General features: G+C 64.7%; 19 protein-coding genes and 1 pseudogene. 8 read left to right on the top strand and 12 right to left on the bottom strand.

The window, feature by feature from the left end:
- Positions 1–3: 3 nt before the first annotated feature.
- From B4383_RS16025 to glp, 6 genes are all read right to left on the bottom strand, one after another.
- Complete coding sequence (locus B4383_RS16025) at positions 4–468, bottom strand: Na(+)/H(+) antiporter subunit C (RefSeq protein ID WP_078291849.1); 465 nt, start codon at positions 466–468, stop codon at positions 4–6.
- Positions 465–3,314: a Na+/H+ antiporter subunit A gene (locus B4383_RS16020; RefSeq protein ID WP_078291929.1), complete on the bottom strand. Its 2,850-nt coding sequence runs from the start codon at positions 3,312–3,314 to the stop codon at positions 465–467. The genes B4383_RS16025 and B4383_RS16020 overlap by 4 nt, the downstream gene beginning before the upstream one ends.
- An 86-nt stretch (positions 3,315–3,400) precedes the next feature.
- Entirely contained in the window at positions 3,401–5,626 is a 2,226-nt protein-coding gene (locus B4383_RS16015; RefSeq protein ID WP_078291847.1) for an AAA family ATPase, read from the bottom strand.
- A 6-nt stretch (positions 5,627–5,632) separates the two neighbouring features.
- Positions 5,633–6,520 carry a CDP-diacylglycerol--serine O-phosphatidyltransferase gene (gene pssA, locus B4383_RS16010; RefSeq protein WP_078291845.1) on the bottom strand — a complete coding sequence of 296 codons (888 nt, stop codon included), beginning with the start codon at positions 6,518–6,520 and terminating at the stop codon, positions 5,633–5,635.
- 11 nt (positions 6,521–6,531) lie between these two features.
- Positions 6,532–7,263, bottom strand: coding sequence for a phosphatidylserine decarboxylase (locus tag B4383_RS16005; RefSeq protein ID WP_078291843.1), 732 nt, complete (start codon positions 7,261–7,263; stop codon positions 6,532–6,534).
- A gap of 83 nt (positions 7,264–7,346) precedes the next feature.
- Positions 7,347–8,540, bottom strand: a complete 1,194-nt coding sequence (gene glp, locus B4383_RS16000; protein WP_078291841.1) for a gephyrin-like molybdotransferase Glp — start codon at positions 8,538–8,540, stop codon at positions 7,347–7,349.
- Between the two features lie 116 nt (positions 8,541–8,656).
- On the opposite strand from glp, the gene B4383_RS15995 reads away from it, so the two are divergent.
- Positions 8,657–9,454, top strand: coding sequence for an HAD-IIA family hydrolase (locus tag B4383_RS15995; protein WP_078291839.1), 798 nt, complete (start codon positions 8,657–8,659; stop codon positions 9,452–9,454).
- 15 nt (positions 9,455–9,469) lie between these two features.
- A complete protein-coding gene (locus B4383_RS15990; RefSeq protein WP_078291837.1) occupies positions 9,470–9,850 on the top strand; it encodes a VOC family protein in 381 nt (126 codons plus the stop codon).
- Positions 9,851–10,196: 346 nt separating this feature from the next.
- Here B4383_RS15990 and B4383_RS15980 read toward each other — a convergent pair whose 3' ends face one another.
- Positions 10,197–10,790, bottom strand: a complete 594-nt coding sequence (locus B4383_RS15980) for an MspA family porin (protein ID WP_176126462.1) — start codon at positions 10,788–10,790, stop codon at positions 10,197–10,199.
- A 192-nt stretch (positions 10,791–10,982) separates the two neighbouring features.
- Here B4383_RS15980 and B4383_RS15975 point away from each other — a divergent pair, with 192 nt between their 5' ends.
- Positions 10,983–11,897 carry an SDR family NAD(P)-dependent oxidoreductase gene (locus tag B4383_RS15975; protein ID WP_078291925.1) on the top strand — a complete coding sequence of 305 codons (915 nt, stop codon included), beginning with the start codon at positions 10,983–10,985 and terminating at the stop codon, positions 11,895–11,897.
- Here the strand turns inward: B4383_RS15975 and B4383_RS15970 are convergent.
- From B4383_RS15970 to B4383_RS15960, 3 genes are all read right to left on the bottom strand, one after another.
- Complete coding sequence (locus B4383_RS15970; protein WP_078291835.1) at positions 11,894–12,397, bottom strand: cupin domain-containing protein; 504 nt, start codon at positions 12,395–12,397, stop codon at positions 11,894–11,896. The genes B4383_RS15975 and B4383_RS15970 overlap by 4 nt on opposite strands.
- Positions 12,398–12,416: 19 nt before the next feature.
- Positions 12,417–14,111 (bottom strand): DEAD/DEAH box helicase, encoded by a 1,695-nt coding sequence (locus tag B4383_RS15965; protein WP_078291833.1) that lies wholly within the window; start codon positions 14,109–14,111, stop codon positions 12,417–12,419.
- Between the two features lie 147 nt (positions 14,112–14,258).
- Entirely contained in the window at positions 14,259–15,170 is a 912-nt protein-coding gene (locus tag B4383_RS15960) for an SDR family NAD(P)-dependent oxidoreductase (protein ID WP_078291831.1), read from the bottom strand.
- A gap of 110 nt (positions 15,171–15,280) precedes the next feature.
- Between B4383_RS15960 and B4383_RS15955 the strand changes: the two genes are divergently transcribed.
- The gene (locus B4383_RS15955; RefSeq protein WP_078291829.1) at positions 15,281–15,844 is read left to right on the top strand and encodes a TetR/AcrR family transcriptional regulator; all 564 of its coding nucleotides are present in this window, start codon (positions 15,281–15,283) and stop codon (positions 15,842–15,844) included.
- Positions 15,845–15,890: 46 nt separating this feature from the next.
- The gene (locus B4383_RS15950) at positions 15,891–16,979 is read left to right on the top strand and encodes a hypothetical protein (RefSeq protein ID WP_078291827.1); all 1,089 of its coding nucleotides are present in this window, start codon (positions 15,891–15,893) and stop codon (positions 16,977–16,979) included.
- Here B4383_RS15950 and B4383_RS15945 read toward each other — a convergent pair.
- Positions 16,970–17,453, bottom strand: a pseudogene (locus B4383_RS15945) (monooxygenase); the annotation flags it as partial. The gene B4383_RS15950 and the pseudogene B4383_RS15945 overlap by 10 nt on opposite strands.
- Before the next feature lie 444 nt (positions 17,454–17,897).
- Here B4383_RS15945 and groL point away from each other — a divergent pair.
- Complete coding sequence (gene groL / locus B4383_RS15940) at positions 17,898–19,523, top strand: chaperonin GroEL (RefSeq protein WP_078291825.1); 1,626 nt, start codon at positions 17,898–17,900, stop codon at positions 19,521–19,523.
- A gap of 66 nt (positions 19,524–19,589) precedes the next feature.
- Here groL and B4383_RS15935 read toward each other — a convergent pair whose 3' ends face one another.
- On the bottom strand, positions 19,590–20,600 hold the full coding sequence (locus tag B4383_RS15935; RefSeq protein ID WP_078291823.1) for a hypothetical protein: 1,011 nt from the start codon (positions 20,598–20,600) through the stop codon (positions 19,590–19,592).
- Positions 20,601–20,898: 298 nt separating this feature from the next.
- Here B4383_RS15935 and B4383_RS15930 point away from each other — a divergent pair, with 298 nt between their 5' ends.
- Positions 20,899–21,768, top strand: a complete 870-nt coding sequence (locus B4383_RS15930) for a TauD/TfdA family dioxygenase (RefSeq protein WP_078291822.1) — start codon at positions 20,899–20,901, stop codon at positions 21,766–21,768.
- Positions 21,765–22,319 (top strand): FcoT family thioesterase, encoded by a 555-nt coding sequence (locus tag B4383_RS15925; RefSeq protein ID WP_078291820.1) that lies wholly within the window; start codon positions 21,765–21,767, stop codon positions 22,317–22,319. The genes B4383_RS15930 and B4383_RS15925 overlap by 4 nt, the downstream gene beginning before the upstream one ends.
- The last annotated feature ends 17 nt before the right edge of the window (positions 22,320–22,336 follow it).

The raw sequence follows: 22,336 nt of genomic DNA, 5'->3' as shown, positions 1-22,336 counted from the left end.
CACTCATGACTTCTCACCCACCGGCAGCGCGTCGAGCTCGGCAGGGGAGTCCTCATCCGCAGGGCCTGACGTCTCCCTGTGTTCGTCCCGGTCGTCGGTGACGGGCTCCGGCGGTTCCTGGGCGACGCGCGCATCCTCGGCGTCGTCGTCCACGACATCATCGGCTTCCAGGGTGAACATGCGATAGATCAGGGCGAGGGTGAAAGCGGCAACCCCCATGGTGATGACGATCGCTGTCAGGATCATGCCCTGGGCCAGTGGATCTGCCACGGTGGTTCGGTCGGCGGACTGGCGTCCGATGATCGGTGGATTGCCGGATTGGCCACCCACCGTAAGGATCAGCAGGTTCACGGCGTTGCCGACAAGTAGCAGACCCAACACCATGCGGGTGAGGTTGCGTTCTAACATCAGGTACACGCCGCATGCGGTGAGGGCGCCGATAATGATGAGCAGTCCCAGATTGGTCATGATGCACGCACCCCTCCCCGGGCGCGCGGAGACTCCTCGAGCTCGACATCCAGACGCGCGCCCAGACTGCGCAGCACATCGAGCACTAGGCCGACCACTACCAGGTAGACGCCAAGATCGAAGAACAGAGCGGTCACGATCTTGACGTGTCCAAACCCGAGCATGTCGAATTGGATTGTGGCCGAGGACAACACCGGTGCACCTAGCAGAATCGAAGCGAGGGCGGTCCCCCCGGAGAAGGCCAGTCCGAACCCTAGGATCTTGCCGGCATCGAAGGGCAGGGTCTCGCCCAGCTCGTAACGGCCACCGGCGAGATAACGCAGTACGAGTGCCAAACCGGCTGTCAGCCCGCCGGCGAATCCTCCGCCGGGAACGTTGTGCCCGGCGAAGAAGAAGTAGAAGGACAGCACCATGACGAGCGGGAAAATCAGCCGCGTCGCCACTTCGAGGACCAATGACCGGTGCTTGGGATCGCGCAGCTCGCTGCCACGCAACCAGAGTCCCGATGCCACCACGACATCCGGTTGGCCTGCCGCGTCCCCCACTCGGGGAGCTCTGCCAAAACGCCGGTGCCGGAACATCAACGAGGCAACACCCGTCGCGGCAACCAGCAGTACGGAGATCTCGCCCAGGGTGTCCCAGGCGCGGATATCCACCAGTAGGACGTTCACTGTGTTGGCGCCGTGGCCCCGCTGATACGCCGCCTCGGGGAGCAAGTCGGCGATCGGGCGATCGCGTCGTGCCGCCATCGCATATACCCCGAGAGCGGTAACCGTGCATCCGACCGCGATGGCGAGCAGGGCACGGGGTAGCCGGAATCTGTTGGCCTGCTCAACATCCGATTCAGCAGGAAGGGCCCGTAGTACCAATACGAAGATCACCAGGGTCAGGGTTTCGACGAGGAACTGCGTCAGCGCCAGATCCGGCGCGCCGTGCAGCGCGAAGATGACGCCCGTCCCGTAGCCGGTGATGCCCACCAGGAGCACCGCTGCCAGGCGGTTACGCATCACGGTCGCACCGATGGCGGCCGCAAGCATCAGTAGCCCGACGACACCTTGCAGCGGGGAATCCCACAGTTTCAGGTGTGGTTGATCGCGGGCTCCGAGGGCCAGCACGATCGTCGGCAGCATGACCAGGGTCACCAGAATGGTGGCCTGGGTGAACGGGATAGACCCGCGCTGAGTCAGTGCGGTCAGCCGCTGAGACAGCACATCGGCCCCGCGCAGCACTGCATCGTAGCCGCGGTCGGCATTGCCCAGCGGATTGACGGCTAGCCGTGCCCTGCGCAGGCGGCCGCGGGAGAAGAACGCGAAAATACCGACCGCGAAGGCGAGCGCGGTGAGCAGAAGAGGTACTCCGAAGCCCTCCCAGATCGCGATATGCGCGTTAACAGGTTCGGCGTAGCTGCCCAGTGCCCAGTTGAGCCAGTCGGGCAGTATGCCGACAGCGAGGCTTGCCACGGACAGCAGCGCGGGCGCCACCAGGAAGGCGGGAGCCGGAGCGTGCATACCCTGCACCCGGGCACTGGGTTCGGGTAAACCCTTGCGCGCGAAAGCTCCCCACATGAACCGCATGCTGTAGGTGATGGTGAACATCGAACCGATGACGATCCCCGCCAGCACCCAGGGCGCGGCCGAACCGAGGACCTGGCTGTGCAGCACCGTCGCGAAGGCCATCTCCTTGCCGACAAATCCTAGGGTCAGCGGTACCCCCGCCATGCTCGCCGCGGCGACCATGGCGATCACGAGTAGCGATGGTTCGCGGTTTCCGAGCCAGGCCAGCTTGCGGATATCGCGGGTGCCGACGGTGTGGTCGATGATTCCCGCCACCATGAACAGCGCGGCCTTGAACAGCGCGTGTGCGCAGAGCATGACCAGCCCGGCCAGGAGGATGTCGGGATCGCCGGTTCCGGTGAGCACCACCAGGAATCCCAGTTGGCTTACCGTGCCGAAGGCCAGGATCAGCTTGAGGTCGTACTCGCGCAGGGCCCGCCAGCCCGCCAGGATCATCGTGGCGATGCCCAACACCAGCACGATGGGCCGCCACGGCGTCGCCTCGGCGAACCCCGGCGACATGCGGGCCAACAGGTAGATGCCGGCCTTCACCATGGCCGCGGCGTGCAGGTAGGCACTGACCGGGGTCGGCGCGGCCATGGCGCCGGGAAGCCAAAAATGCAAGGGCACAATGGCGGACTTGCTCAGCGCACCGATCAGCACCAGCACGAGACCGACGCTGGCGGCCATACCCGACGGTGGGCGCGCGATGAGGTCGGATAGCAGGAAGCTTCCGCCGACATGACCGAGCACGATGACCCCGACCAGCATGGCGAGCCCACCCGCGGTGGTCACCAGCAGTGCCTGCACCGCCGCACGGCGACTCGCGAGCCGTTCCGCGTAATGGCCAACCAAGAGGAACGACAGCACGGTCGTCAGTTCCCAGAAGATGTAGAGCAGCAGCAGATTGTCACTGACCACCAGCCCGAACATGGCGCCAGAGAATGCCACCAGCTCGGCAGCGAAGCTTGGCAGCCGCGGTTCGGTGTGACCGTCGCGGTGCCGGAAGTAGCTCGCGCAATAGAACAGCACCATCGACCCGATGCCGAGCACCAGCACACTCATGATCGCGGCCAGCGAGTCGAAGCGCAGTGCGATGTCCATCGCTAGCTCGGGCACCCACGGAATGTCCACGCGGACGTCCGCGCCCTCGCCCGGCCATCTTGCTAGTACCCAGATCAGCGAACCTAAGGGGACCAGGGCAAGGGGATAGAACGCCAGTCGGCCAGCGCGCGCCACAAGTAGCGGCGCCATCGCGGCCGCAAGTGCGTGGGCAAGCAGAATGGCAAGCAAAGGCACTCCCGTCTATCGGTTGTTGGGCGGGGTGTCGTGGTGCCTAGTTTACGGGGCAGTCGATGATTGGCGCGACGCAACCCTTTTCAGCGGTTGTCAGCAAACGCGCGCAGGGATGCCACCTGCACGGGATCCAGCGACGGGCGCACCGTGGCCCGCGCGGTCTCGACATCGGCGACGGTGACATCGGCGGCGTCGATGGATCGTCGCATCGCCGCCATCGCGGCCTCGCGCAACAACGCCGCACAGTCGGCTGCCGAGAAGCCGTCGAGCTCGGCAGCGAGGGCGTCCAGATCTACGTCGGCGTCCAGCGGGACCGCCCGTGCGGCCGTCTTGAGGATGTCTTTGCGGGCCTGAGCATCCGGAGGTTCGACGAATACCAGGCGTTCCATCCGGCCCGGACGCAGCAGTGCGGGGTCGATGAGCTCTGGCCGGTTGGTCGCGCCGAGCACGACCACATCACGCAGTGGTTCCACCCCGTCCAGCTCGGTAAGCAGGGCCGACACCACGCGGTCGGTGACACCCGAGTCGAAGCTCTGCCCGCGTCGCGGCGCCAAGGCATCGACCTCGTCGAGGAACACCAGGGAAGGAGCGGAATCGCGCGCCCGCCGGAACAGCTCGCGCACCGCCTGCTCGGAGGCTCCGACCCATTTGTCCATCAGCTCGGCGCCCTTGACCGCGTGCACCGACAACCGCCCGGAGCTGGCCAGCGCGCGCACCACAAAGGTCTTTCCGCAGCCGGGCGGTCCGTACAGCAGCACCCCGCGGGGCGGGTCCACGCCCAGGCGTTCGAAGGTATCCGGATGCTGCAATGGCCACAAAACGGCTTCTGTCAGAGCCTGTTTGGTGGTCACCATGTCGCCGACGTCTTCGAGGGTTATCGATCCGACGGCCACCTCCTCGGTACTGGACCGAGAGAGTGGACGGATCACAGACAGCGCGCCGACCAAGTCTTCCTGATCCAGCGCCGGTGCGCTGGCCTTCTCGCTGGCCCGTGCCGCTGCCCGCAATGCGGCCTCGCGCACCAGTGCGGCCAGATCGGCCACCACAAAACCCGGTGTCCGTGCCGCGATCTCATCGAGCTGCAGATCCTGCGACGGCACCTTGGCCAACAGGATTTCGAGTAATGACTTGCGGGTGGCTGCGTCCGGCAGGCTCAAACCCAGCTCGCGGTCACACAGTTCGGGAGCGCGCAGCCGAACGTCGATAGCGTCGGGATGTGCGGTCGTCGCGATGAATGCGACCCCGGAAGTGGCTACCGCAGAACGTAATTCGGCGAGAATGAGTGTGGCCACGGGCTCGGCGGTGGCAGGCAGCAGTGCGTCGATATCCGAGATCAACAGGACTCCGCCGGATTGTCGAATGCGGCTCACTGCCCCGCGTATCGCGTTGAGACGTCCGTCGGCTGTCGTCGCACCTACCTCCGGTCCGTCCAGCTCGATGAGCGTGCGCGGCGCGCAGACCGCGCGAGCCAACGTTGCCTTGCCGACACCGCCGGGTCCGGATATCAGCACGCCCAGATTGGGCTGTGCACCAAGTGCTTTCAGCAAGCCCGGTTCATCGAGGGCGAGCTTGAGCCACTCGGTGAGCCGCGCGGCCTGCGCCTGGGAGCCCTTGAGGTCCTCTACGGAAATCGCCGCGGGGGGCTCCGGGGGAGGAGAGGCTGAATCGGTGGCGGATTCCGTGGACCGCACCGGCGCCGGTTGCGCGGCGGGGCCTAGCGGGTTGGAGCCCTGCCAGCTGACAAGAGAATTGGGTTGCACGCTGACCGGGCCGGCCGGATCCACGGCCGTCACCGTGAGGAGCTCGGAGGTCCAGGTGATGCCCACGGACCGGGCCAGCGTCGTCGTCGCCTCAGATGTGGACGTGCCGGGCCCCAGATCACGGGGCAGCAGCGAGACGGTGTCCCCGACGGTCATGACCTTGCCCAGTAGCGCCAGCCGAAGCGTCGCGGACGAAACGGACTGGGTGGTAAGGGAGGAACCGCGCACGCTGATCGACCGCGCCCCGTAGACCGTCACGGGGGCGATGATGACCGAGGCATCCTCGCGCAGTCCCGCGTTGGACAGCGTGACGTCGTCGAGCAGGGCGGTGCCGGCCGGAACTGAGCGCGGTGCGACCCCGACGACGGCCGCTGTCGTTCGCGATCCGGTCAGGGACACGGCATCCCATTCCCGGATACCCAGGGCGGCAATAGCTTCTGGATGTAAACGGATTACACCGCGCCGCGAGTCGACGGCCGCTGTGTTGAGGCGAGCGGTGAGAGTCAGCGATGAGCCACGTGGGCGAAGAGCATCAGGGTGGTCGCTCATGCGTTCCTAGCGCGGCCTGCCGGGACGGCGCAGACCCAGACGTTCCGCGGTGCGCCGTTTGGGAAGCGCGGCCTGTCGGAAGGCGCGTCGCTGGTCTCGGCGCTGATCGCGGCGCAGGTCGCGACGCTCCTTGGGTTTGGCGTCCCAGGATTCGGGCCGCGCCGCCACCCAGCGCTGACTGCGCCAGGCGAAGGGGATGTGCGCCAGGTAGACGACGATCAGGATCAGCAGCAGCACATAGGGGTACTGCAGTAGTCCGGCAGCGGCAACCGTCACCAGCGCAAGCAGTAAAACCACCATGCGGGGCGGCACCGAAACGGATTTCATGGCGGCGGTGGGTATCTGGCTGACGATGAGCATGGAGACGAACACCATCCATGTGCATATCGCCCATACTGACGACCACCATCCGTCGCCGAACTGCAGGAACGCCGCCAGCGGGGCGAGCACCATCAGCGCTCCCGCGGGCGAGGGCACCCCGACGAAGTACTCCTTGGTGAACGCAGGCTGGGAATCGTCGTCGAGCAGCGTGTTGAAGCGGGCCAGCCGCAGCACGATGCACACCGCGTAGAGAAGTGAAAACACCCAGGCCGTAGGGGTATCCGACAGCATCGAGATGTACAGCACCACCGCGGGGGCAACACCGAAATTCACCGCGTCGGCGAGCGAGTCGATCTCCGCACCCATCCGCGACGCCGCGTCCAGCAGCCGGGCGATCCTGCCGTCGAGACCGTCAAGGATGGCCGCGGCAGCGATCAACGTCAGTGAGATGTACGGCTTTCCGTCGAACGCGAACTTGATCGACGACAGGCCGCCGCAGATCGCCAGCACCGTCATCACACTCGGCAGGATCCGGATGTGCACGGGGCGCTTCGAGGATGCGGCTTGGCTCATGGCTGAGTCGCCTACGCGTTATCTGTCGATGAGGGCAGCTCGGCCAGCACAGTCTCGGCACCGACGGCTCGTTGTCCTGGCTGGACAAGGATTTTCGAACCCTCAGGCAGGTAGGTGTCCACCCGGGAACCGAATCGGATCAAGCCGTAGGTGTCGCCGATGGACAGCTGGTCGCCGACCTTGGCGTGACAGATGATCCGACGCGCGATGAGCCCAGCGATCTGCACCACCACCACATCGTGTCCGGTGCGGGTGCGGATCTGCACGCTATTGCGTTCGTTGGCCACACTCGCCTCGGCGCGATCGGCAGAGACGAACTGCCCGCTGCGGTGAATGACGGCAGTCGCTTCACCGGCGACGGGAACCCGCTGAACGTGAACGTCGAACACCGACAGAAAGATGCTGATGCGGGGGAGTAGTTCCGCCGGCAGCCCGAGCTCCGGCGGCGGTACCGCGCGGTCGACCAGACAGATCTGCCCGTCAGCGGCGGCCACCACCACATCGGCGCGGTTGGGTGGGATGCGTGGCGGATGCCGGAAGAATCCGGCGCACGCGCCAGCGAGCGCTAGCCCGGTACCGCGAATCCAACGATTCTTGAAACCAAGGCCTGCCAGCCCCAATCCGCCGGCGATGAACGGAAGGCCTGCCGGATGGATGGGTGGGATGGTCGAGCGGAAGAGTTCGACGATATGCGGGATGCCGGAATCCGGCTCTGAACCTACGGGGCGGGGGCGTCTTGCCACCGGACCATCCTAGTGATGTGGGTGATGTGCTGGGGACAGCACGACGGACACAGTGACTGGGACGTGGTGAGCAGCGGCCGTGATCAGCTCAGATTCCACACGCTGACTGTTGTTCCCGCCGTTAGTTCGGTGACGTCTTCCGGGATATCGAGCAGGCAATTCGATGCCGCCAGCCACCGCAAATGGTGTGATGCGGGAGGTCCGACTGCCGTCACCGTGCCGTTGCCGGCATCCCAGCAACCACGACGGAACTGTCGCTTACCCGCCGGAGCGGAGATCGGGTCGGTCAGGACTGCTTGGTGACGTGCCCGCGCCGGCTCCAACCCCATGGCTGCGCGTAGCGGCTCGCGAATGAATACCTCGAACGACACCAGGGCGCTGACGGGATTGCCGGGCAGCGTGAGCACCGGAACGCCGTTGACGTGTCCGGCTCCCTGCGGCTTGCCGGGCTGCATAGCCACCGAGACGAATTGGACCCCGGCGTCGGTGAGTGCGTCTTTGACCACTTCATAGGCTCCTGCGCTCACCCCGCCCGTGGTGATCAGCAGATCGGCCTGCGCGCCGAATTCGTCGAGCACGGACAGGAATTGCTCGACGTCGTCGGCGACGGTCGGTGCCACCACGGCGTCGGCTCCGGCTTCCTGAACAGCGGCGGCGAGCATGACGGCGTTGGACTCGTAGATCTGTCCGGGCTTGAGATCGGTGCCTGGGGGAATCAACTCGCTGCCGGTGGAGGCGATGACCACCCGCAGCCGAGGGCGCACGGTGAGCTCTTCGAGCCCGAGCGCCGCCGCCAGACCCAATGCCGGTGCCATGAGGAGGGAACCCGCGTACAGCACGGTGTCGCCGGCTCGCACATCCTCACCGGCAGATCGGATGTGTTGCCCGGCACGGGGTTCTTCGGTGATGGTCACGGTCTCGGTGCCGCCATCGGTGACCTCGACGGGCACCACCGCGGTGGCACCGGCGGGAAGCGGTGCACCCGTCATGATGCGGTGCGCGGTGCCGGGTTTGAGTGTCAGCTCGTCGGTGCGTCCGGCGGGGATGTCCTCGGTGACGGGCAGTGTGACGGGGTTAGTGGGTGAGGCTCCTGCGAGGTCGTCACGATGGACCGCATATCCATCCATCGCCGAGTTGTCGAACACCGGCAGGTCGAGTGGAGCGATGACATCGGCGGCAAGGACCAGACGATCGGACGCGGAGACCGGTACCCGCACGGGTGCCGGTGCCTGGATTAATCCGGCGACGACGTGCTGGTGTTCGGCGACGGAACGCATCGGCTCATTATTGCCCGATCGTCGGGCGCATGCCGCACGCAGGGGTTTTTGCCGCGTAGGTGCGCCCGGTATGCCCTGGGCGTGCGGTGCCCGCGGCGTGGCAGGAAACTAGCTCTATGACCGTTGGCGGAGTGCTCTTCGATATCGACGGGGTCCTGGTGACCTCGTGGGAGCCGATCGATGGCGCTGCCCAGGCCCTCAAGGCGCTGGAGATCGACGATGTCCGTCGTTGCTTCCTGACTAACACCACCTCGCGGACCCGGGTGCAGATCGCGGAGCTGCTCACCGCCGCCGGGCTGACGGTGCCCGCCGATGAGGTGATTACCGCCGCGATGCTGACCGCCGACCACGTGATCGCCCAGCATCCCGGCGCGCGGTGTTACCTGCTGAATGACGGCGACATCACGGCCGACATGTCCGGCGTCGAGTTCGTCGAATCTCTCTCCGATGATCCCGATGTGATCATTCTTGGTGGGGCCGGTCCGCAATTCGATCACGTCGCGCTGAGTCGGGTCTATGACCTGATGGCTCAGGGGATTCCGGTGGTCGCGATGCATCGCAACGCGGTGTGGAGCACCCGCGAGGGATTGCGCGTCGATACCGGTGTGTACCTGGCGGGCATGGAGCAGGTGTCGGGGCGCAAAGCCGTCGCGGTGGGCAAGCCGGCCCCGGCCGGGTTTCAGCTGGCCGCTGAGCGCATGGGGTGCGAGCCGGATCAAGTCGTGATGGTGGGTGACGACCTGCATGTCGATGTGCTCGCTGCGCAGGTTGTCGGTATGACGGGAGTGTTGGTGCGCACCGGCAAGTTCCGTCAGGACACGCTGGACAGATGGTCCGCCGATCAATACGCGATGCAGCCGGCATACGTCGTCGACTCGATCGCCGACTTACCGCCCCTGTTGTCGGGCCTGTAGGCCAGAATCTGCGTCATGATCGATCATTTCGGTATCAACTGCGCGGACCTCCCGACTGCGGCCGCGTTCTACGACAAGGTGCTCGGTGTCCTTGGGTTCACACGTCAGATGGATTTCGGTGTCGCCATCGGGTACGGGACGGCGGGAAAACCCGACTTTTGGATCGGCGGTGGCGATGTCGCGAGCGGTCCCAATCGTGAGATCCACGTTGCCTTCTCGGCCACGAGTACCGAGCAAGTCGACGAGTTCTTCGCGATGGCGACGGGTGAAGGCGCCGAGGCGCTCCATGCGCCGCGACTGTGGCCCGAGTACCACCCCGGCTACTACGGTGCGTTCGTGCGTGACCCCGACGGGAACAATGTCGAGGCCGTGTTCCACGGCGCGGCACTTGCGTAAGCGCCGGGGGTAACAATCGGCGTCGGTGCGGTCGTCGTCCCTGTGGTTGACGGTGTGGGCGGGACGGGTAATGCCCCCTTGGGCGCCACGATCGGGGCGGATGCGGTGTTGCGCTGACTCCACTGCTCGGAGTCAGCGTCCGAATCCGCGTCGGGCGGCCAATCCACGCTTGTCGGGGGCCAACTTTCGGCCTTGTCACCGCCCGTCGCGGCGGCAGGGGGAGCGCAGCCCGCAGCTGCTCCGAAGTCACCGGGGCTGCAGTTGTCGGCGTGCGCGATGGGTGCTTGTGACATGCCCAGGCACGCCCACATGACGACGGTGAGCACACGACGTTTCAGGCGAGCGTTCATAGCGAGAGGATGTCTCCGTAGACGTTCACACTGTCGTCGGACTTGTCGGTGTCGATCATTGCCGTCGTAAAGAACCGGATGGAGACGGGTCCACCGCACGCGTCCACTTTCACGTGGGCGTCGTGGACCACGATTTCACCGGTGCGTCCCTTGAGGGCCTTCTTTCCCAACACGATGTTCCTGATCGTTCCCGGCAGGAGATTGATTGAGATGCTGCCGTTCACCTCCGCATACGGGCCGACCATGGCGAGCAGATTGCTGCCGCCGGAGAAGCCCGGGCTCACGCCGGCGTCGGCGCCGACGTCAACGCTGCCGCCCTCACTGAGGTCGATCTGGCAGCCCAGCTGAAGCCCCATGACGAGCACGCCGGAGTTCACCGGAATCGCACCGTTGCCGTCGATGCTCGCGGCGGCCTTACCGGTGACGAAGCCCTCACGGGTGAAGGCCGTCGCGGCCATATTCGGCACCGAGTTGATCGCCATCCGCGACAGCGTGGCACTCAGGTGCCAGCCGTCGTCGGTATCCGCCGACTGGCTGACGTCAGCAACCGGCAACGGGTCTGCCGTGGCCAGTCCTGTGCCCGCGCACAGAAGTGAAATTACAAGGCTGACAACAGAAGCAAATCTGCGCACGAACCTGCCTTACATGCAGTAGGTGGCCAAGCTCAGTGATCCGGCGACGAGCGTATTGACTCCGGCTGTGTGATCGCTGGTATCGAACACCGGGTGAACTGTGAATGCCGTGGGGTGGGCAGCGCGGTGGTTCTGCGGCAGGATGCGTTTGTGACCGCGCACTGGACCACCGCTGATATTCCTGATCAAACCGGACGCATTGCCGTCATCACCGGTGCTAATACCGGCCTGGGCTTGGAGACGGCCCGCTCGCTGGCGGCCGCGGGAGCACAGGTGGTTCTCGCCGTCCGCGATCTCGACAAGGGCGCTGCTGCCATCGGCGAGATCAAGAAGACGGCGCCCGCGGGCAACCTGGCCCTGCAGCGGCTCGATCTGTCTTCCCTATCGGACATCACATCCGCGGCCGGGCAGTTGAGCGCCGACTATCCGCGGATCGATCTGCTCATCAACAACGCCGGAGTGATGTACCCGCCGAAGGGTGTCACCGCGGACGGCTTCGAGCTGCAATTCGGCACCAACCACCTGGGCCATTTCGCACTCACGGGGCTGCTGCTGGAGAACCTCACCGCTGTGCGTGGCTCGCGCATCGTGACCGTGAGCAGTAACGGTCACAAGTTCAGGGCCGCAATACATTTCGATGACCTTCAGTGGGACCATGGTTACAGCCGGGTGGGGGCGTACGCGCAGTCCAAACTCGCGAACCTTTTGTTTACCTATGAGCTGCAGCGGCGTCTCGCCGCCGCGGGGGCCGAGACGGTGGCATTGGCGGCGCACCCTGGTGCGTCGGGCACCGAGCTGATGCGTCACGTCACCTTTGGTCCCGAGGCGCTCAGTGCGGGGGTGTTGAAACTCGCGCAGAGTCCGGCGATGGGCGCACTGCCCAGCCTGCGTGCTGCCACGGACCTGGCCGCATCGGGCGGCCAGTACTACGGGCCCGCCGGTTTCGGGGAGCTCCGTGGGTACCCTAAGGCCGTCCGGTCCACCAAACAGTCACACGATGAGGCTCTGCAACAACGGCTTTGGGCAGTCTCCGAGGAGCTGACCGGAGTGCGGTTCCCGGTCTAGACGAAGAAGTTGTCGTGGTCGATGAACCACTGGGTGCGCTGCTCGTCGGTCATATCGGCTAGCTCTCCAAAACCTTCGAAGTAGCGCTGCCGGGGTGCGCCGGGCGCGAACAGCATCAGCATGGAAGCCGCTTCGCCCGAATCGTTGTGGAATGCGTGAAGGCCGCCCGGCGGTACGAATAGGAAGTCGCCCGCGGTGGCGTCGACCCATGTTTCGCCGTTGTACAACCGCCATGTTCCGGAGAGTACGAAGAATGCTTCCGACATCGCCTTGTGGAAATGCGTTGCGGCACCGAAACCTTTCACCGGGCCGGCATCGATTCGGTATAGCCCGTAGTCCCCGGCCGTGGACTGCTGGGTCGCCAGGTAGTGGTATTGGACGACGCTGCCGTTGTCGGGGGCGTAGTCGGCGGGGTCGGTGGCCGGTCTGAACGTTGCGCTGATCTCGCCGGTGTCGCCGTGATACCGAGGTTCGGGGTATCCAGAAACGATCAGTGACATGCGATCTACGCTACGCGTGTCACAGCTCCCGATGAAGGGTTCGGACGGCGACGATGCGCTCCTTGAGCTGATCGCGGGTGGCCGCCGCGATCGGGGGGCCGCCACACCGGCGGCGCAGCTCGTTGTGAATCCAGCCGTGCGGTTTACCCGACTTGAAATGTGTGGCCGACACCAGCGCGTTGAGCTCACGTCGCAGCTCGCGCAGCTGGCCATGCGTGGAGGTGATCTCCGGGGGCACTTCGCCCGAGGCGGTGCGCTTGGTGAGCTGCTCTTCTTGCCTGCGCCGCAAGAGATCTCGCATTTGGTTCGGATCGAGCAGGCCCGGGATGCCGAGGTACTCGGCCTCCTCTTCGCTGCCTGCGGGTGTTGCGGTGCCAAAGGATGCCCCGTCGAAGATCACCTGGTCCAGTTCGGCACTGGCACTGAGTGATTCGAAACCCTTCTCTTCCTCGCCCGGCTCGGTGCGCTTGCGTTCCACCGGCTCCTCATCGCCCATCGGCTCGCGATGTGGCTTGCCGAGCACGTGATTGCGCTGCTCCTCCAGCAGACTGGCGAGCTCCAGCAGCGTCGGCACCGAGGGCAGGAAGATGCTGGCCGTCTCACCTGGTGTCCGCGAGCGCACGTACCGCCCGATGGCCTGGGCGAAGAACAGCGGAGTTGAGGCACTCGTCGCGTAAACGCCGACGGCCAGACGTGGCACGTCCACCCCCTCGGACACCATGCGCACGGCCACCAGCCACTCACTGCCGTCGGCGGCGAACTGCGCGATGCGGTCGGAGGATTTCGGATCGTCGGAGAGCACCACGGTGGGTTCGGTGCCGGTGATCGTGGTCAGCAGCTTCGCGTAGGCCCGTGCGGCCTTCTGATCGGAGGCGATGATCATGGCCCCGGCATCGGTCATGCCGCCGTTGCGTTTCTGCTGCAGCCGCGCGTGGGCGGCGCGCAGCACCGCGGGTATCCAGTCGCCGTTGGGATCCAGGGTGGTGCGCCAGGCGCGCGCGGTCTGCTCGGCGGACAGTGGCTCGCCGAGGCGGGCGGCGTGCTCCTCGCCGGCGCTGTCACGCCACCGGGCCTCGCCCGAGTACGCCATGAAGACCACGGGACGCACCACGCCGTCGGCCAGGGCCTCGGAGTAGCCATAGGTGTGGTCGGCCTGCGAACGCTGAAAGCCGGCGCCATCGGGCTCGTAGTTGATGAACGGGATCGGGCTGTCGTCACTACGGAACGGGGTTCCGGTCAGTGAGAGGCGCCGGGTCGCGTCGTCGAACGCTTCGCGGACGGCCTCACCCCAGCTCTTGGCGTCGCCGGCGTGGTGGATCTCGTCGAAGATCACCAGGGTGCGGTGGTTCTCGGTGCGGACCCGGTGCCGGGTGGGGTGGCTGGCCACCTGTGCATAGGTGACGACGACTCCGTGATACTCGGAGGAGGTCTGTGCATCGGAGTTGCTGAATCTCGGGTCCAGGGACAGTCCGAAGGCGGTCGCGGACTGTGCCCACTGAACCTTGAGGTGTTCTGTAGGCACCACGACCGTGATCTTGTCGACGGTGCCGTCAGCCAGCAGTTCGGTAGCAATGCGCAGGGCAAACCTGGTTTTCCCTGATCCGGGGGTGGCGACCGCCAGGAAATCGCGGGGTTTGGCGGCCAAATACCGCACTAATGCCCTACGTTGCCAGCCCCGCAATGTGTGGGTGCTGGGCGCTTCTACAGCCCGCACCCTATGGACTCCTTACTGATCGAACAGGAGCCTAATGCAAGGGATTACGGGGCTGCATCCTGACGGGCGTGGCGGGCACTGCGTGTCGTGTCACCAGGGTGACAGTAGGTGACAATCGGCACAGTGCCCGTCTTCTTCGCGCTCTATCTACTTGACGGGGAAGGTCACGTCGGTGAGTTCCTCAGATACCGACCACAGGCGGCGCTGCAAATCGAGGTCATAGGACTGTTCGCTCGATGCGACCACCTTCGGGTTACCGCGTTGTTCCATAAATCCATCCGGTCCGTAGTACTGGCCGCCCAGAGCGGCCGGGTCGGTGGCGGCACGCAGTGTGGGCAGTGCTCCCATATCCGCACCCTGTGTCAGCAGTGGCGCCACAACGTCGAAAATGGCCCGGACCCACAGCGGAGAGTTGCGTGCGAGCTCGGTGTTGGAGCCACCGGGATGGGCGGCCAGGGCGACGGTGTCGGTGCCCACCAGGCGCCGCTGCAGTTCGTAAGTGAAGAGCAGGTTGGCCAGCTTCGATTGCCCGTAGGCCGCTACCCGGTCGTAATCGCGCTCCCACTGCAGGTCATCAAAGTGGATGGCCGCACGTAGGCGGTGCCCGATGCTGGAGACCGTCACCACGCGTGACCCTTCGACGGGCAGTAGATGGTCCAAAAGCAGACCGGTAAACGCGTAATGGCCCAGGTGATTGGTGCCGAACTGAAGCTCGAAGCCGTCGGCGGTGGTGGACTTCTCCGTCCACATGACACCGGCGTTGTTGATGAGCAGGTCGATCTTTTCGTAGCGCGTCTTGAGCTCGTCGCTGGCTCGGCGGACGGACTCCAGCGAGGACAGGTCCAACGACTGCAGGGTGATATCGGCATCCGCATGCGCCGCGGTGATCTCGGCGGCGGCGGCTTTGCCTTTCTCCGTGTTGCGCACGGCCAGTACGACGTGGGCGCCATGCGCGGCGAGCGCCTTGGCGGTCTCCAGTCCGAGTCCGGTATTGGCGCCGGTGACGATCGCGACGCGGCCGGTCTGATCGGGGATGTCGGTGGTACTCCATGTGGTCATGGGGGCTCCTGGGTAATATTGTCAGTAACCGGGGCGGCTACTCCGCTTACGAATATACGGAACGTGCGCCCCGTTTTGTCAAGGTGTATCGGACCCTCGAGGAGTGTGAGATGGATCAACCCGCCCGGCCCTTGCGTGCCGACGCCGCCCGCAACCGTGCGCGGGTGTTGGAAGTCGCCTACCAGGCATTCGCGGAGGAGGGTCTGGGCGTCTCGATCGATGAGATCGCGCGGCGCGCGGGCGTGGGCGCCGGCACCGTGTATCGGCATTTTCCGGCCAAGGAGGACCTATATCGCGCGGTCGCGGAGGATCAAATGGGCAGCGTGATTGGCAAGGGGCGCGAGCTGCTGGAGTCTGCCAGTCCGGGTGAGGCGCTGTTCGGATTCTTGCGGGTGGTGATGGACTGGAGTAGCGCCGATCAAGGATTGGTGGACGCGTTATCGGGCGCTGGTATTGATGTTCAGGCACTCATTCCGCATATCGAGGAGTCGTTCTATGCGGTCCTTGGTGACCTGCTGCAGGCCGCACAGAAGGCGGGCACGGTGCGCCCCGATGTCGGTGTACACGAGGTCAAGGCGCTCATGGTCGGGTGTCAGGCCATGCAGAGCTACAACCGGGAGGTCTCGCAGCAGGTGACCGATGTCGTGTTCGATGGGCTGCGGCCGCGTCGGTAGTCACGGGAGGTTTGCGTCGCTACCTTGGGTGGGTCGGAGGTAGCAAATGTCTGTTCGTCGTGGGCTGGTCGTGCTGGTGCCGGTGGCCGGGTGTTCGTACTTCGGGACGCGGCACGCGGACGATTGGCGCAGTCGGACCGATGTGGATTCGGCCGAGCTGGCGGTCAACCCCGCGCTGCGGAATATCGATCCGTGCAGATTCGTGGACGCTCAATCGATCAAAGCCAGGATTCCCCGTGCGATCTCCTACGGACACACTGAGGGTTTCGACCGGTGCACTCTGCGGCTGGGCGCGTATGACGGTGATTTCGTGAGTGACGTCTCAGCGACCATCGGCTTCGATCTGGCTCCTGAGCATCCGCAGGCCTCCGATCAGCCAACGGCCCCAATCGATGTCAACGGGATCAGCGTGGGGCATCTGCTGGGGCCGACGAGCAATCGCGGCTGGTGCCGATACGTGTTCACCCTCGGTATGGGCGATCCGCAAGGTGCGTCATCTCGGGGGAATGCCACCGATCCGATGAGTCGTGTCCGGCTGGCTGTGGTGGCCACCCTCTCCAAGGATCCAGGGCCAGGCCGCCCCGTCTATCCGTGCCGTGAGGCGGCCGCAATCGCGACTCAAGCTGCGCAGATCAGATCGCAGCACCTGCCTCGCTGGACAGGTTCGGTGCCCGGCCCCGCCGGGCAGGACCCGTGCTCGGTCCTCGCCGATGTGCGTGGCTTCGTCAGTTACCGGCCGAGTCAAAACCTCGGCGGACTGTTCACTGACGTGAATTCGTGCCGGTTGAGCTCCGGTCCGCCCTCCGATCAGAAGGCGCTCGGTGTCGAGCTGACATTGCGTCCCGCCGGTCCTCACGAACCAGACGCCCCGTCTTACGGCGAACAGAGGGATTCGGCCGTCGAACAGCGTGATGGCGTCGAATTACACGTCAGTACCGTCACCCGGACGTACGACAAGCCGTTTTGCGAGGTTTATGTGTTTCTTGGACGGAACTATTCGCCGACCTACCTCACCGCAGAAGGTGCCCGTCCGGAAGATGTCCGAGTGCCTGCTGCCGTGCTGCGCGGCACGGCGTCCTGTGACGACATCAAGGCCGTGGCCGTGGCGGCCGGCAAGAAGTTCGCTCAGTCGTAGGCAGGTAATGCGAAAGACCGGCCGACCTTGAGTGCCTGGCGGGCGACCAGCTGACGAACGCCCGGCAGCCGCAGGGACCACAGGCCGAGCATGCGCAGCCACGTCGCCCAGGGCGACTTGGCGCCGTCGACCTCCAGGGTGTTGAGGGCAAGCTGCTGGCATCGTGCGACGTATGGAGCCATCAACGCATGGAATCGGGTGAATGCGACCTCGAAATCTCCCTGTGCGGAACGTAATTCGTGCACGAGCACGTATGCGCGGACAACGTAGGGCTCGTCGGTGGTGGAAAGGGCGCGCAGAACGGCGGGGGTCTCCCAGCCGAAGCCCGTGAACGTTCGAGGAACAGCCGCTTGTTGCCCTCGGTGTTCCGATAGTCGAATTCCAGGTCGCTTTCGGGGACGCGAGTGAACCTCGTGCGGGAGCATCGAGTGCGGTTGCTTGGATGCCGACACCCCCGTCGCGAGTCGGATCTCGTGTTTGAGCTCTTCGAAGCGCTCTTCCGACGTGTGCGCTGCTGTTTCGGCGACCGGCTCGGCAGGTGTGCTGTCCGTATCCATTGGGCGCCAACCCTTCCCATTCGTAGCAAGGAGGCCGGGTACGTCCTCGCACCTGGAGGCCATCGACCAGGCCGTTTCCGGGGAGTCGCGGCCTTGACAACTCCGCCGGGTGGGCAATCCCCTCATCGGAAGCCTGGCGATCGGGAGACAGGGCGCCGACGTCGCATTTATTTGGTGTAGGGAGTCTGCAATCGACCTTGCACTCGCCATGTCCGAGTGCTAAAAATGGGGTTGGCACTCACGACCGGTGAGTGCTAGGCCGGGACGGTGAGGCCGCAGCCCACACAGCTGCGTCCGTCCGTCGCGGGCACTGCGCCCGGCCCAGAACGTGCAACCCCCTATACGGAGGAATCACTTCGCAATGGCCAAGACAATTGCGTATGACGAAGAGGCCCGCCGCGGCCTGGAGCGGGGCCTCAACGCCCTCGCTGACGCGGTCAAGGTGACACTCGGCCCCAAGGGTCGCAATGTCGTCTTGGAGAAGAAGTGGGGCGCCCCCACGATCACCAACGATGGTGTGTCCATCGCCAAGGAGATCGAGCTGGAGGACCCGTACGAGAAGATCGGCGCCGAGCTGGTCAAGGAAGTTGCGAAGAAGACCGATGACGTCGCGGGTGACGGCACTACTACCGCCACCGTGCTCGCTCAGGCTCTGGTCAAGGAAGGTCTGCGTAACGTCGCTGCTGGCGCCAACCCGCTCGGCCTGAAGCGCGGTATCGAGAAGGCCGTGGAGGCCGTCACCAGCGCCCTGCTGGCCTCTGCCAAGGAGATCGACACCAAGGAGCAGATCGCGGCCACCGCGGGCATCTCCGCTGGTGACCAGTCCATCGGCGATCTGATCGCCGAGGCCATGGACAAGGTTGGCAACGAGGGTGTCATCACCGTCGAGGAGTCCAACACCTTCGGCCTGCAGCTGGAGCTCACCGAAGGTATGCGCTTCGACAAGGGCTACATCTCGGGTTACTTCGTGACCGACGCCGAGCGTCAGGAAGCCGTCCTGGAGGATCCCTACATCCTGCTGGTCAGCTCCAAGGTATCGACCGTCAAGGACCTGCTTCCCCTGCTGGAGAAGGTCATTCAGGGCGGCAAGCCGCTGCTGATCATCGCCGAGGACGTCGAGGGCGAGGCTCTCTCGACCTTGGTCGTCAACAAGATCCGTGGCACCTTCAAGTCCGTCGCCGTCAAGGCCCCGGGCTTCGGTGACCGTCGCAAGGCGATGCTGCAGGACATGGCGATCCTCACCGGTGGCCAGGTCGTCAGCGAAGAGGTTGGCCTCTCCCTGGAGACCGCCGACATCACGCTGCTCGGGCAGGCCCGCAAGGTCGTCGTCACCAAGGACGAGACCACCATCGTCGAGGGCGCGGGCGATTCCGACGCCATCGCCGGTCGCGTGGCGCAGATCCGCAGCGAGATCGAGAACAGCGACTCCGACTACGACCGCGAGAAGCTGCAGGAGCGCTTGGCCAAGCTGGCCGGCGGTGTTGCGGTGATCAAGGCCGGAGCTGCCACCGAGGTGGAGCTCAAGGAGCGCAAGCACCGCATCGAGGACGCCGTTCGCAACGCGAAGGCCGCCGTCGAAGAGGGCATCGTCGCCGGTGGTGGCGTCGCCCTGCTGCAGGCTGCCCCCGCGCTGGACTCGCTCTCACTTGAGGGTGACGAGGCCACGGGTGCCAACATCGTGCGTGTGGCGCTGTCGGCTCCGCTGAAGCAGATCGCCTTCAACGGTGGTCTGGAGCCGGGTGTCGTCGCCGAGAAGGTCGCAAACCTTCCTGCGGGCCACGGCCTGAACGCGGCGACCAACGTGTACGAGGACCTGCTCGCGGCCGGCGTTGCCGACCCCGTGAAGGTGACTCGCTCGGCGCTGCAGAACGCGGCGTCCATCGCGGCGCTGTTCCTCACCACCGAGGCCGTTGTTGCCGATAAGCCGGAGAAGGCCGCCGCACCTGCGGGCGACCCGACCGGTGGCATGGGCGGTATGGACTTCTAAGTCCTGTAACGAAAAAAGGCCCGGTCTGCCTGGAGAAATCCAGTGCAGGCCGGGCCTTTTCGTTGTTTACACCGGTGCTGGTGCGATGACTCCTCCGGTGAGGCGCCGGTAGGTGTACACGTGGATCAGCGCCGTGAGGGCGAGCTGCATCGGCACAGCCACGATCCCGGCCAGGCCGCAGGTGACCGATGCCGCCATGCTCGCGACAAAACTGATCGCGTAGGTGATCAGGTACACCAGGAAGACCGGCCCCAGATTGTTCTTGACGATCTGGAAGCTTGCCTTGATCGCATCCACGGGGCTCAGACCGCGATCGACGGTGAAGAACACCGCGTACTGCGCGAAGAAGGCAAAGACAAGGCCCGGAATAATGAGCAGGACGAACCCGATCACTGTGCCGAGCGCGACCAGCAGTGCGGTACCGATAAAGGCACCGAAACTCCGGGCACGGAAAAACGAGCCAAAAGTCACGGGCCTACCGTCGGCAACGTCGAGATTCGCCGTCGTGATGGATGCGGCCATGTAAAGCCCTACCGCGGCAAGTGCGATTCCGATGATGACCAACAACACGGTTGTTCCCGCGCCGAGGCTCGAGGAGCTCTCATACGAGTACGACATGGAGTCTTCGTCGTAGGTGCCGGAACCGGTGGTCGCCACCATGGCGGCTATGAAGACGAAGTACACGATGGCGAATGGCACCGCGATGGCCAGGAACCAGACGATGTACGGGGGGACAAAGGTTCCGAAGCGCTTGGTGACGTGGGCCCACGCCCAGTTCCACGACTCACCGGCATTGAACGGTCCCTGTGGCGGCCATGGCGCCTGCTGCGGATAGCCGTATCCGGCCGGCGGGTATCCCGGGGGCGGCGGCGGGAACTGCCCGCCCGGGTACTGGGGGGCTCCCGGGGGAGGGCCGGATTGGTATCCAGGCTGATATCCGGGTGCCGGGGGCGGCTGGTAACCCGCGGGTGGCTGAGTCGGGTAGCCGGGAGGTGGCTGGTAGCCCGGAGGTGGCTGATGCGGGTCGTGCGCTGACGGATCGCCCGATGCGGGCGGCTCCTGAGGTGGGTAAGTCACCGACTCAGGCTAGCAACGAACGTATTTGCTGAGCGCGATATGGGCAGGATGGCCGAAGGCGTGTTCTGGTACTGGGTTTAAACCGAGTCGGTCTGGTTCTGCCGGCTGGCATCGTGTGGTAACCGGCCATCGGAGACGCGACAAGCGTGATGTCGGCCACTAATTCCGTTGTTTTCCAACGATTTACCCATCGGTTGGCAATGACTCCGCAAGGCTCGGGAACTTTTCGTGTGCCCGGTTCGACTGCTCCATTAGTCGCGCATCAGGTGGCCAGATCAGCGAGAAGAGTAGGGAGTCGATGACGCTCAACGTGAAGGGCGAGGGCCTGGGGACACAGGTCACGGGGATTGACCCCGGAAACCTGGACGGAATCACCACGCAGGAGATCCGCGAACTCGTCTACCGGAACAAGCTCGTCATCCTCAAGGATGTGCACCCCTCACCGGAGGAGTTCATCCGGCTTGGGAGGTTGATCGGGGAGATAGTTCCCTACTACGAGCCCGTGTATCACCACGAGAACCACCCGGAGATCTTCGTCTCGTCTACCGAAGAGGGACAAGGGGTTCCACGGACCGGCGCGTTCTGGCACGTCGACTACATGTTCATGCCGAAACCTTTTGCGTTCTCCATGGTGGTGCCGCTGGCAGTTCCCGGGCGTGATCGCGGGACCTATTTCATCGATCTCAACAAGGTGTGGGAGTCGCTGTCTAGCACGATAAAGGATTCTGTGCGTGGGACATTCAGCACGCATACGCCGCGGCGTTACATCAAGATCCGGCCGACTGATGTCTACCGGCCCATTGGGGAGATCCTGGCCGAGATCGAGAGGGTCACGCCCCCACAGAAATGGCCCACGGTGATCAAACACCCAAAGACCGGCGAAGAGATCCTGTACATCTGTGAGGCGGGTACCGAAACGATCGAGGACGAGGATGGAACGCTCCTCGACGCTGCGCTGCTTCAGCAGCTGCTCGACGAGTCGGGGCAGCTCGACCCCGACTACGCCTCGCCATTTATCCACGCCCAGCACTACGAGGTGGGGGATATCGTGCTGTGGGACAATCGTTCTCTGGTCCATCGTGCGAAGCATGGAACGGCGTCGGGCACACTGACAACACACCGCCTGACCATGTTGGACGGTCTCGAGACGCCCGGATTCGCGGCGTGAGCGCGGTCGCCGCAACTCTGTCGGTACAGACCGGGCTGCCTTCCACCGGAATGGCCCCGATCGCCGAGGGTCTGCTCGGCAGAGTGCTGGAACCATATTCGTACAAGGGCTGCCGCTACCTGGCCGATGCCGAGTATGGAATCACCTCCGACGCGGTGCACGCGCAGGGCAACTTCGCGATCAACGAGTCCGCCTATATCCGGAGCACAGGACACTTCAACGCAGTGGAATTGGTGCTGTGCTTTAACCAGCTCGCGTACTGCGCCTTCGCTCAAGGTGTTGTCAACGAAGACATCTGGGCATTTCGAGGCTGGTCGATCGATGACTACTGCCAGAACCAACTTGCCGGGATGCTGATCAAGAGCACCTCGTCGCGGTTCCGGCGGCTGGTCAACGCGCAGCAGTTCTCCGCCCGCCTGCAGGCCCGTGATTTCCATATCGTCGACCGGTCATGGCGCTACCTCCAGTTCCACAGCACCATCGAATTCTGGGATCAGGATGGAGGATCCGCGGTCGGTGAGTTCGAGATCGCGGTCCTGAACATCCCGTAGCCCACGACAGGAAGCGC

Source organism: Mycobacterium sp. D16R24 (assembly GCF_002013385.1).
GTDB lineage: Bacteria > Actinomycetota > Actinomycetes > Mycobacteriales > Mycobacteriaceae > Mycobacterium.
The sequence above is the reverse complement of the archived record's forward strand: the minus strand, read 5'-3'. Positions and strand labels throughout refer to the sequence as shown.